This window comes from Plantactinospora sp. WMMC1484 (assembly GCF_049315195.1).
In the GTDB taxonomy this organism is placed as follows: Bacteria; Actinomycetota; Actinomycetes; order Mycobacteriales; family Micromonosporaceae; genus Plantactinospora.
On record NZ_CP186055.1, the window covers coordinates 3670467 to 3682218 of the forward strand.

Here is an 11752-nt window from a genome sequence, read left to right on the forward strand (position 1 = left end):
GAGGAAGGCCGTCGATGAAGCCGCTGCCCTTGCCGCGTACTGTCCTGCTGGTCCTCAGCGCCGTTCTCACGCTCGCCTTGGCCGGCGGCACCGTCCCCACCGGACCGGAGCGCCACACGGCGGCCGGTGCGGCGTTGCCGGCGGGTGCGGCCGCCGGCGAGGTGGCGCAACGGATGGCAGCCGCTGGCGCCGCAGAGTGGAGGACGGAGCCGTCGCCAGGTGAACTGCTCGACGCGGCCGCCGCCGACACCGGCCGGGCGGAACAGTTCTACTTCGTGCTGCCGGACCGGTTCGCCAACGGCGATCCGGGCAACGACCGCGGCGGGCTGACCGGCGACCGGCTGCGCACCGGCCACGACCCGACCGACAAGGGCTTCTACCACGGCGGCGACCTGCGCGGCCTGCTCGACAGGCTGGACTACGTCCAGGGGCTCGGCACCACCGCGATCTGGCTGGCCCCGGTCTTCGTCAACCGCCCGGTGCAGGGCAGCGGCGCGGACGCCTCGGCCGGATACCACGGCTACTGGATCACCGACTTCACCCGGGTCGACCCGCACTTCGGCACCAACGAGGAGCTGCGGCGGCTGATCCGGGAGGCGCACCGGCGGGGCATCAAAATCTATCTGGACGTCATCGTCAACCACACCGCCGACGTGATCCAATACGCCGGAGGCGAGAGCTCCTATCGGGAGAAGGCGGACCGGCCGTACCGGGACGCCCAGGGGCGGCCCTTCGAGGACCGCAACTACGCCGACGGCAGCCGCGACTTCCCGGCGGTCGACGCCGCCGGCTCCTTCCCCTACACCCCGACCTTCGCCAGCCCGGCGGACCGGCAGGTCAAGGTGCCGGCCTGGCTGAACGACCCGACCATGTACCACAACCGGGGCGACTCGACCTTCGTCGGCGAGAACAGCGAGTACGGCGACTTCTTCGGCCTCGACGACCTCTGGACCGAGCGCCCCGAGGTGGTCCGGGGGATGACGAAGATCTTCGCCGACTGGGTCACCGAACTCGGCGTCGACGGCTTCCGGCTGGACACCGCCAAACACGTCAACCTGGAGTTCTGGCCGCAGTTCCGGGCCGGGGTCGAGCGGGCCGCACAGCGGGCCGGCAAGCCGGAGTTCTTCATGTTCGGCGAGGTCTACGACGCCAACCCCGAGGTCACCTCGACCTACGTCCGCCGGGGCGGGCTGCCGGCCACCCTCGACTTCACCTTCCAGAACGCCGCCCGGGGCTACGTGGCCAGCGGCGGCGGCTCGGCCAGGACGCTGGCCGACGGCTTCGCCGCCGACGACCTCTACACCGCCCGGGACACCTCCGCCGGCCGGCTGCCGACCTTTCTCGGCAACCACGACATGGGCCGGATCGGGTCGTTCATCGCGAACGGCGACACCGACCCCGCCAGCCACCTGCGTCGGGACCAGCTCGCGCACGAGCTGATGTTCCTGACCCGGGGACAGCCGATCGTCTACTCCGGTGACGAGCAGGGCTTCACCGGGCCGGGCGGCGACAAGGACGCCCGGCAGGACATGTTCGCCTCCCGTACCCCGGACTATCTCGACGACGACCTGCTCGGCACCGACCGGGGCCACGCCGTCGACCAGTACGACCCGACCCACCCGCTCTACCGGACGATCGCCGGGCTCGGCGCGCTCCGCCGGGCGCATCCGGCGCTGCGCGACGGCATCCAGGTCACCCGCTACGCCGCCGACGGTCCCGGCGTCTTCGCCTTCTCCCGGATCGCCCCCGCCGACCGGGTCGAGTACGTCGCCGCCGTCAACAACGCGCCGACCGCGCAGACCGTCACCGTCGACACCTGGTCGGCCGGCACCCGGTTCGGCGGGGTCTACGGCACGGACGCCACCGGGCAGGCCGGCCCGGACGGCAGGCTGACGATCACCGTGCCGCCGCTGGGCGCCGTCGTGCTCCGGGCCGGCACCCCGATCGCCCGCCCGGCGACCGGCCCCACCGTCCGGATCACCGACCCGGCGCCGGACGCCGCCGTGCCGACCCGGGCCGGGGTGGTCGCCCAGGTCACCGGCGACCCGCTCGGCACCGTCACCGTCGCGGCCCGGGTCGAGGGCGGCCCGTGGACCCTGCTCGGCCAGGCCCGCAACCAGGGCGGGCCGGTGCCGTACCGGGTGTACCACGACCTAACCGGGTTGCCGGGCGGCGCCCGGATCGAGTACAAGGCGGTGGTGCGGGACTCGTTCGGGCGTACCGCCACGGCCAGGTCGACCGCGACGGTCGGCACCCCGCCTCCGGCCGGACAGCGGGACTGGCTGGTGGTGCACTACCAGCGGCCGGCCGGCGGCTATCCGGACTGGCAGCTGCACGCCTGGGGAGACATCGACCCGGCCTACCAGACGCCGTGGCCGACCGGGCAGCCGTTCGCCGGGGAGGACTCCTACGGCCGGTTCGCGTGGGTCAAGCTCAAGCCGGGCGCGGCCAGCGTCGGCTTCCTGGTGGTGGACGCCGCCGGCAGCAAGGACGTGCCGGTGGATCGCACCGTCGACGTGCGGCAGACCGGCGAGGTCTGGCTCAAGCAGGGCGACCCGACCGTCTATCCCAGCCGCCAGGCCGCCACCGGAGAGCCTGACCCACCCGGCGACGAGGGCACGGCGGTGCTGCACTACCGCCGGGCCGACGGCAACTACGACGGCTGGGGGCTGCACGTCTGGGACGGCGCGGCAACCCCGACCGACTGGGCGAGTCCGCTGCCGCCGGCCGACCGCGACGGGTTCGGGATCACGTTCCGGGTGCCGCTGGCCGCCGGGGCGACCGGGCTCAGCTACATCATCCACCACGGCGACACCAAGGACCTTCCCGACGACCAGCGCCTCGACTTCGCCAGCGCCGGCCGGGAGACCTGGCTGCTCGCCGGCACCCCCGGCCGGCTGCTGCCGGCGACCGGCAGCTCCGCGCCCGACCTGGACATCACGAAGCAGCGGGCACACTGGATCGACCGCACCACCGTGCTCCGCCCACCCGGGCAGCCGACCGACGGCCGGCGGTACGACCTGGTCAGCGCCCCGGCCGGCGGGCTGGCGGTCATCGACGGCGAGCTGCACGGGACGTACGCCGAACTGCCGTTGCGGGCGGCGCCGGACGGGCCGACGGAGGCGCAGCGCGTGCGGTTCCCGCACCTGTGGCAGTACACCGCCCTGCACCTGGACCGGCGCGACCTGGCACGGGTGCCGGCGACGCTGCGCGGCCAGCTCGTGCTGACCGAGCGGGACCACGCCGGAGCACTGCTCGGCGCGACCGGGGTGCAGTTGCCCGGCGTCCTCGACGACCTCTACGCCCCGGCCACCGCCGCCCGGCTCGGCCCGACCGTCGAGCGGGGACGCCCCAGCCTCTCGGTCTGGGCACCGACCGCCCGCACCGTCGCCCTCGAACTCTTCGACTCGCCCTCGGCGACGCCGAGGATCGTGCTGATGCGCCGCGACGAGCGCACCGGCGTCTGGTCGGTGCGCGGCGACCGCAGCTGGCTCGGTCGCCACTACCGCTATCGGGTGCAGGTCTGGCAGCCGGCCGCCCAGCGGATCGTCACCGCCTCGGTCACCGACCCGTACGCGCTGGCGCTGACCGCCGACTCCACGCACAGCCGGATCGTCGACCTGGCCGACCGGGCCCTCGCCCCCGCCGGCTGGGCGGGGCTGCGCAAGCCGGCGGCGGTGCCGCCGACGCGTACCCAGATCCAGGAGGTCTCGGTCCGGGACTTCTCGATCGCCGACGCGTCGGTGCCGGCGGAGCGCCGGGGGACCTACCTTGCCTTCACCGACCCGGCCAGCACCGGGATGCGGCACCTGCGGTCGCTGGCCTCCGCCGGGGTCAGCCACCTGCACCTGCTGCCGACCTTCGACTTCGCCACCATCCCGGAGCGCCGGGCCGACCAGGCCGTGCCGCCCTGCGACCTGGCGGCGCTGCCGCCGGACTCCGAGCGCCAGCAGGAGTGCGTCGGCGCGGTCCGGGACACCGACGGCTACAACTGGGGCTACGACCCGCTGCACTACACCGTCCCGGAGGGCGGCTACGCGGTCGACCCGGACCGGCGGACGGCCGAGTTTCGGCAGATGGTGGCCGGGGTGAACGCGGCCGGGCTGCGGGTGGTGCTGGACGTGGTCTACAACCACACCTCGGCCGCCGGGGTCGACCCGAAGTCGGTGCTGGACCAGGTCGTCCCCGGCTACTACCACCGGCTGCTCGACGACGGTGCGGTCGCCACCTCCACCTGCTGCGCCAACACCGCCCCGGAGCACGCCATGATGGGCAAACTGGTGGTCGACTCGGTCGTCACCTGGGCGAAGGCATACAAGGTGGACGGGTTCCGGTTCGACCTGATGGGCCACCACCCGAAGGCCAACATCCTGGCGGTCCGGGCCGCACTGGACAGGCTGACGGTGGCCCGGGACGGCGTCGACGGGCGGGCGATCCTGCTCTACGGCGAGGGCTGGGACTTCGGCGAGGTGGCCGGCGACGTCCGCTTCGTCCAGGCCACCCAGGCGAACATGGCCGGCACCGGCATCGGCACCTTCAACGACCGGCTGCGCGACGCGGTGCGCGGCGGCGGCCCGTTCGACGCCAACCCCCGGCGGCAGGGCTTCGGCTCCGGGCTCTTCACCGACCCGAACGGCGACCCGGTGAACGGCACCCCCGCCGAGCAGCGGGCCCGGCTGCTGCACCAGCACGACCAGATCAAGGTCGGGCTGACCGGCAACCTCGCGGGCTATCGCTTCGTCGCGTCGTCGGGGGAGACGGTGACCGGGGCCGAGGTCGACTACAACGGCGCGCCGGCCGGCTACACCGCCGCACCCGGCGAAGCCGTCAGCTATGTGGACGCGCACGACAACGAGATTCTCTACGACGCGCTGGCGTACAAGCTGCCGGCGGGAACGGCGGCGGTGGACCGGGCGCGGATGCAGGTGCTCTCGCTGGGCGCTGCCGTGCTGAGCCAGGGGACCGGATTCGTCACCGCCGGCAGCGAGCGGCTGCGCTCGAAGTCGCTGGACCGCAACTCCTACAACAGCGGCGACTGGTTCAACCAGATCCGCTGGGACTGCGCCCAGGGGAACGGGTTCGGGGCGGGCCTGCCGCCGGCCGAAGACAACGCCGACAAGTGGCCGTACGCCCGGCCGTTGCTGGCCGACCCGGCGCTGGTGCCGGACTGTGCGGCGATCGCGCTGGCCGAGGAACGCTACCGCGAGTTGCTGCGGGTGCGGTCGTCCTCCCCGGTCTTCGGGCTGGCGGATGCCGCCGAGGTGCAGCGGCGGGTGTCGTTCCCGCTGTCGGGGCCGGCCGAGACGCCCGGGGTGTTGACGATGCGGCTGGACGGGACCGGGCTCGACCCGCGTTGGCGGTCGCTGACCGCGGTCTTCAACGCGACCCCGGCGGCGGCGACCCAGACGGTGCCCGGGCTGCGCGGCGCGGACGTGTCGCCGCACCCCGTGCTGCGGGACTCGGCCGACCCGGTGCTCCGGACGGCTTCCTTCGACGCCGCCACCGGCACCTTCACCGTCCCACCTCGCAGCGTCGCGGTGTACGTCGAACCACACCGGGACAGGGGTGTTCACGGACCGCCGGCCGGTTAGGGCGATCGTGTACGGGTAGACGGGCGGCGCGTGGACATCACCGACGAGAACCGGTCATCGGGGATGTTCGGAGTCGTTCGGACACCGACCACCCCAGGGAGGCGGCCCTACGATGTACGTCCGCCGAATCGAGGACTACGGCTACCTCGCCGACGGCCGGTCCGGGGCGCTGGTCAGCCGGAACGGTTCCGTGGACTGGTGGTGCCCCACCCGGTTCGACGCGCCGTCGGTCTTCGCCCGCCTGCTCGACGACGACGGCGGGCACTGGTCGATCCGCCCGGCCGGCGAGTTCCAGGTCGAGCGGAGCTACCTGCCGGACACGCTGGTGCTGCGCACGGTCTTCCGCACCGGGGAGGGGACCGCGGTGGTGACCGACGCGCTGGCCCTCGGGCGGGGACGGGGGCACGACATCGGCCGCTACCCGCCCTGCCTGCTGCTGCGGCTGGTGGAAGGGCTCGCCGGGCAGGTGCCGATGGTGATGTCCTACGAACCGCGCTTCGAGTACGGGCGGGTGCGGGCCTACCTCGAACTCCGCGACGGGAGGGTGGTGGCGAGCGCCGCCGGCGGCACTCTCGGGATGGCCACGACGGTGCCGGTGGACTGCCAGGAGACCTTGGCCTCGGCATCCTTCACCGTGCGGGCGGGCCAGCGGGAAAGCTTCTCGTTGGCCCACTGGCCGACCTATCACGAGCCCGAACCGGCACCTCCGGACGTGCCGGCGGCACTCGCCCACACGGTCGAGGGCTGGCGGTCCTGGGCGCGTGAGCACGACTACGTGGGAGAGCGCGCCGACCTGGTGCGGCGCAGCACGCTGGTGCTCAAGGGATTGAGCTACCAGCCGAGTGGTGGAGTGGTGGCGGCGGCGACCACCTCGGTGCCGGTGCGACCGGAGGGACACGACAACTACGACTACCGCTACGTGTGGCTGCGCGACTTCAGTCTCACCCTGCGAATGCTCTCCGTGGCGGCCTGCCCGACCGAGGCGGACCGGCTGTTCGGCTGGTTGGCCGAGTCGATCGGCGACGCGGAGCTGACGGCGATGCCGATCATGCTCGGCGTGGAGGGGGAACGTGACCTGGCCGAACGTGAACTCGGGACGCTGGCCGGGCCGGGCGGTCCGGTGCTGCTCGGCAACGACGCCTGGCGGCAGCGGCAGCAGGACGTACTCGGTCAGGTGCTCGATGCCGCGTGGTTGCTGCGCAACCGCCTGGACCCGATGCCCGAACCCGTACGGCGGATGCTGCGGTCCCTGGCCGAGCGGGCGGTCGAGACCTGGCGGCTGCCGGATTCGGGCATGTGGGAGCTGCGGGGAGAGGAGCGGCACCACCTCACGGCCAAGATGGGTTGTTGGATCGCCCTGGACCGGGCCGTACGGTTCGGCGCCGCGCTGGGCGAGGCGGCCGACGTGGCGCGATGGGCAGCCGTGCGCGCGGAGATCCGGCGGGCGATCCTGCGGCACGGTTGGAATCCCCGGGTCGGTGCGTTCACCGACGCCTTCGGGTCGGATCGGCTGGACGCGTCGGTCCTCGTCCTCCCGCTGGTCGGATTCATCTCGGCGGGCGACCCCCGGATGCGGGCCTCGATCGAGCAGATCGAACGGGAATTGACCGTCGACGGGCTGGTCCGGCGCTGGCCCGGGGACTCCGCCGGTTTCGTCATCTGCTCGTTCTGGCTGGTGGGTTGCCTCGCGCTCCTAGGCGAACAGGAGCGGGCCGCGGCCCTCTTCGACCGGATGGCGGCCCGGACCAACGACCTCGGCCTCTTCGCCGAGCAGATCGACCTGCGTACGGGCGCGCAGCTGGGCAACTTCCCGCAGGCTCTCTCGCACATCGGGCTGATCTCGGCGGCCTGGCGGCTCACCTCGGCCGTGACGGGTCGACCCACTCCGGAAGCCACGGCGATCTGACCTCCGAGCGGTCGACTCCGCCGCGACCGCCGCATCGCGGACGGAGCGGCACCGGGCCGGCGGAGCGATCTCGACGACGTCAGCCGGATCGGGACCACTTCCGCCGACCGCCCCGTCAGCCGGATCGGGACCGCTTCCGCCGACCGGCCCCGTCAGCCGGCTACCCCGATCGTCAGCCCGGCACCGTGACCCCTCAGTCGATCACCTCGATCTTCAGCAGGTCGACCTGGCCCTGCGCGTCGAGTTCGACGTTGCCGACCCGGGTGGAGTGCCCGTAGTTGTTCTGGCCGAAGCGCAGCGGGATCACCGGCATCTCCCGGGCCAGGATCTGCTCCGCCTCCTGGTACTTCTTGATCGCCTCCTCCTGGTTCGGCGCCCGCTCGCCCTCCTCCACCAGCCGGTCGAACTCGGCATTGCTGAAGCCGTAGTAGTTGGACGATCCATTGGTGGTGTAGATCGGTCCGAGGTAGTTCTGCATCGACGGGTAGTCCATCGACCAGCCCATCCGGAACATCCCGACCGGGGTCTTCGCCTCCACCTTGTTCAGCAGGTCGGCGAACTTCGCCTCCGGGGTGCTGACGCACTCCACGCCGAGGTTGTTCTTGAGCTGGTTGCAGGTCGCCTCCACCCAGTCCTTGTGGCCGCCGTCGCCGTTGTAGGAGATCTGCAACCGGGCCGGGCCGCCGGCCGCCTGGTATTCGGCCTTCGCCCGTGCCGGGTCGAACTGGCAGGGCTCGCCGCAGGTGTCCGGGCGGGCGCCGGCCAGCAGCGGGGAGACGAAGGACCGGGCCGAGGTCTGCGAGTCCTTGAAGATGGTCCGCACGATCTCGTCGCGGTCGATCGCCATCGAGATGGCCCGGCGTACCTCCGCCCTGGCGAACTCGGGCTGGAAGGTGGGGAAGGCGAGGAACTGGAAGGACGAGAGCGGGCTCTTCCCGAACCGGTCGCCGAGGTCGGTCGGCGCGCTGCCCAGGCTCTCCGTCGGCACCTGCCGGGTCACGTCGTTGTTGCCGGCGAGCAGGTCCGCGTAGTCGGTCGTCAACTGCTGGTAGATCTGGAAGACCACACCGCCGATCTTCGGCTTCGGGCCGGGATGGGCGTCGTAGCGCTCGACCTCGATCCGGCTGTCGTGCTGCCAGCTGCCCTTCATCCTGAACGGACCGTTGCCGATCGGCGCCTCCTCGAAGCCCTCCTTCAGCACCCCCTCGGAGGCCCAGGCGGCGGCCGGCAGCGGCGAGAAGACGTGGTAGCCGAGTACCGACTCGAACTCCGCGAACGGTCCGGAGAGGGTGACGGTGAAGGTGAGGTCGTCGACCTTGTTCAGCCCGGTCAGCGTCTTCGCCTTCGGCTCGGGCGCCTGCTGCGGGCCCTCCTCTCCGTCCGGGTCGGTGGACTGGAGGTCGTCGTACCCCTCGATCTGGCCGAAGAAGTATGCGCCGCCGTTGCCGTTCGGCCCGTACGCCGCGTGGTTCCAGGCGTTGATGTAGCTGTCGGCGGTGACCGGCTCGCCGTTGTGGAAGGTGTAGCCGCCCTTCAACTTCACCGTCCACAGGACGTTGTCCGCCGACTCGATCGACTCGGCAGCCACCTCGACCGGCTTCTTCTCGGCGTCGAACTCGACCAGCGGGGTGTAGAGGGCGGCCAGCACCTGGGCGCCGGCGCTCTCGGTGGCGTTCGAGGGGATCATGTGCTGCGGCTCGGCGATCCCGATCCGGATCACGGCGTCGCCGTCCGGAGTGTCCGAGCCCCCGCCGTCGCCGCTGCACGCCGTCGCGGCGAGCACGACCGCCACGGCCGCCGCCGCGCCCCAGCTCATCCGTCTGGACACCCGCATGAAGCCTCCTCGGTATCGGCGCCGTACCGGGACCTCGCCGGCGGCGCGACCTCACCGGACGACAGCGTCGTACGCCCGGCCGGGCCGGACCGTCACCGGCCGGCTCCTGCCTCCCAGTTACGAGCCGGTCAGGCCGTACCGGCAATGCTTTTGACTGGGTCCAAACCGACCGGAGAGCCGACAACGACGCGACGGGGCCACCGCGTTTCGTGACCAGACACAGCCGGCAGGGCGCTGGGACGAGGCGTGGAGGTGGTGATGATCCGGATCTGGCTGGGCCCCGAGGACATCGCCCGGACCCGGATCGCACCCGCGCCCCTGCCGCTCTACGAGATCTTCGTCAGCCTCGCCCGGCCGCCCGCGGAGCAGTCACCCCCGTCGGCGGACGGACCGCCCTCGTCCTTTGCGGACACGGTGGCCGGGACGGAACTGGCCCGCTGGCTGCGTGAGCTGGGTGGGGTTGCCGGCACCGGACCGGGCGCGCGTCGGGAGCCGGCCACGGCACCGGCCGGCACGCCGGGCTCGGCCGACCTGCTCGCGCCGCTGTCGGCGGCCCGTACCCTGGAGGGCGCGCTCGCCTGGCTGGTCACCACCTCCGTGCGCCGCGCCCGGAGCCTGGCGGCGGCCGTGCGCAGCTACCACGACCGTCGGGTCGCCGCCGAACTGACCGCCTGGGAGTCGGTGGTCCGGCTCGACGTCAACGAGCGCAGCCGGGCGCTGGCCACCGGTGGCGTGGAGGCCCTGCTGGCGATGTTCGACCCGTGGGCGACCTGGCGCAACCCGGTGCTCTCGGTCGTCTCCACCGCCGATCTCGACCTGCGACCGAACGGCGCCGGCCTGCTGCTGGTGCCGTCGGTCTTCGCCCGCCAGCTCTGGGTCGGCGGCCAGGCCGATTCGGTCGTGCTGGCCTATCCGGTACGCCGACCCCGCGGCCTCGGCGGTCGTGTTTCGGGGCACCGGCCGGTCCCGGCGTACGCGTTGGGTCCTGGCGCGGCCACCGACGATCCGCTGACCGCGCTGCTCGGCCGCTCCCGGGCGGCGGTGCTCCGGGCGGCCCTGGTCGGCGCCAACACCACCGACCTGGCCCGGCGGGCCGGGATCAGCACGCCGTCGGCGTCACAGCACGCCAGCGTGCTCCGCGACGCCGGGCTGCTGCGCACCACCCGGCACGGCAAGGCGGCGCACCACACCCTCACGCCGCTGGCCCGCGCCCTGCTTACCGGCAACGACGCCGTCAGCCGCCGCTGACCGGGACGGTGGAGCAACGTCAACGGTGCGGCCGGGTCGCAGTCAGCGCAGGTCCCGGTAGTAGTGGTTGACCACTGCCGCCCGCCACTTCTCGAGAACCTGGTCGAAGCCGTTCCGCCGGGCGCCGCCGCGCGGGCCCCCGTCCGGCATCGGCTGGAGGAAGACATCGGTGACGCCGGTGTCGAAGATGCCGCCGGAGACACCCTCCTCGCGGAAGATGATCAGCGGAAGGCCGAGCCCGAACAGCAGCCCCGCCTCCAGTTGGTTCCACGGTGTCGGGATGCCGAGCGGCTCGGTGATCTTCTGCTCCTTCGGCGTGCCGGGCTTGTTGATCCCGGTGGTCACCCGGATCTGCTCGAAGCCCAGGATCACCCCGCCCGAGCAGTGCCGGCCGATCGCGTGGACCTCCTTCAGCGGGAAGTCGTTCGGATAGTCGGTCGCACCGAGCGTCCGTGGCTCCAGACCGTTGTTACGCAGGGCCTTCTCCACGAATCTCCGGGAGGCCAACTGGTCGTCGGAGAGGGCGGTCGGGGTGGAGACGAAGACCGGAATCCGCATCCGCTGGGGTTCGGGCACGGAGCCGAGTCTAGAAGTGGAGGTCGATGGCGGGCATCAGGAGTCGGGCCTGCCGGGACCGGCCGGGATTCTCGTCCGGACCGTGCTGTCGGGCCTGCGCCGGCGTCCGGTCAGTGCCGCCGCGCACCGGTCGGCCAGAGTACGGTGACCGGCAGGCGATGCTCCTGGGCGGCTCGGACCACGTCCGCGGTGTCTCCCACGTCCGCCGACGGGCACCCGTCCCAGACGGCGAAGAGGCGATCGCAGCGGCGCAGCATCTCCAGGCTCGCCGCCAGGTACGCGTCCCGTCCCGATCGCGGAAACGGCATGTACGACACCGCGCTCGCCCTGCGCAGAAGATCATCGAATGTCCTCAGGTTGTGCGCACGTACCGCCCGCAGCCGGTAGTCCCGGGCCGGGATCACCGCCTCGTAGCTGCCGCCGCAGGCGAGCACCGCCCGAGCGAAGATCTGGTCCGCACCGTCGGCGAGACAGGTGACACCGTGCAGCCCCGGACCGGCGTGCGGGCGCAGCTCCTCGACGAGCCTGGCATAGACCAACTCCGCTGTTCCGTCGGCGAGCACCACATGCCCAGTGACGCCGATTCGGGTCATCGAG

The 11752-nt window shown here is 72.4% G+C and carries 6 protein-coding genes; 3 read left to right on the forward strand and 3 right to left on the reverse strand.

Annotated elements, in window-relative coordinates:
* Positions 1–14 precede the first annotated feature (14 nt).
* Together pulA and ACN28C_RS16160 are read left to right on the forward strand one after the other, a co-directional pair.
* Positions 15–5591, forward strand: a complete 5577-nt coding sequence (gene pulA, locus ACN28C_RS16155) for a pullulanase-type alpha-1,6-glucosidase (RefSeq protein WP_422774262.1) — start codon at positions 15–17, stop codon at positions 5589–5591.
* A 112-nt stretch (positions 5592–5703) separates the two neighbouring features.
* On the forward strand, positions 5704–7497 hold the full coding sequence (locus tag ACN28C_RS16160) for a glycoside hydrolase family 15 protein (protein ID WP_422774263.1): 1794 nt from the start codon (positions 5704–5706) through the stop codon (positions 7495–7497).
* 193 nt (positions 7498–7690) lie between these two features.
* Here the strand turns inward: ACN28C_RS16160 and ACN28C_RS16165 are convergent, their stop codons facing one another.
* Positions 7691–9331 (reverse strand): peptide ABC transporter substrate-binding protein, encoded by a 1641-nt coding sequence (locus ACN28C_RS16165; RefSeq protein ID WP_422774264.1) that lies wholly within the window; start codon positions 9329–9331, stop codon positions 7691–7693.
* Between the two features lie 258 nt (positions 9332–9589).
* Here ACN28C_RS16165 and ACN28C_RS16170 point away from each other — a divergent pair, with 258 nt between their 5' ends.
* Positions 9590–10579, forward strand: a complete 990-nt coding sequence (locus ACN28C_RS16170) for an ArsR/SmtB family transcription factor (RefSeq protein WP_422774265.1) — start codon at positions 9590–9592, stop codon at positions 10577–10579.
* A 42-nt stretch (positions 10580–10621) separates the two neighbouring features.
* Here ACN28C_RS16170 and ACN28C_RS16175 read toward each other — a convergent pair whose 3' ends face one another.
* A complete protein-coding gene (locus ACN28C_RS16175; RefSeq protein WP_422774266.1) occupies positions 10622–11155 on the reverse strand; it encodes a hypothetical protein in 534 nt (177 codons plus the stop codon).
* Between the two features lie 110 nt (positions 11156–11265).
* Positions 11266–11748, reverse strand: coding sequence for a hypothetical protein (locus tag ACN28C_RS16180; protein ID WP_422774267.1), 483 nt, complete (start codon positions 11746–11748; stop codon positions 11266–11268).
* Between the last annotated feature and the right edge of the window lie 4 nt (positions 11749–11752).

What these genes read in the sequence shown, in the direction of transcription:
- ACN28C_RS16160 (WP_422774263.1), top strand. Translation starts at nt 5,704, where the DNA reads ATGTACGTCCGCCGAATCGAGGACTACGGCTACCTCGCCGACGGCCGG.
- ACN28C_RS16180 (WP_422774267.1), bottom strand. Translation starts at nt 11,748, where the DNA reads ATGACCCGAATCGGCGTCACTGGGCATGTGGTGCTCGCCGACGGAACA.
- ACN28C_RS16165 (WP_422774264.1), bottom strand. Translation starts at nt 9,331, where the DNA reads ATGCGGGTGTCCAGACGGATGAGCTGGGGCGCGGCGGCGGCCGTGGCG.
- pulA (WP_422774262.1), top strand. Translation starts at nt 15, where the DNA reads ATGAAGCCGCTGCCCTTGCCGCGTACTGTCCTGCTGGTCCTCAGCGCC.
- ACN28C_RS16170 (WP_422774265.1), top strand. Translation starts at nt 9,590, where the DNA reads ATGATCCGGATCTGGCTGGGCCCCGAGGACATCGCCCGGACCCGGATC.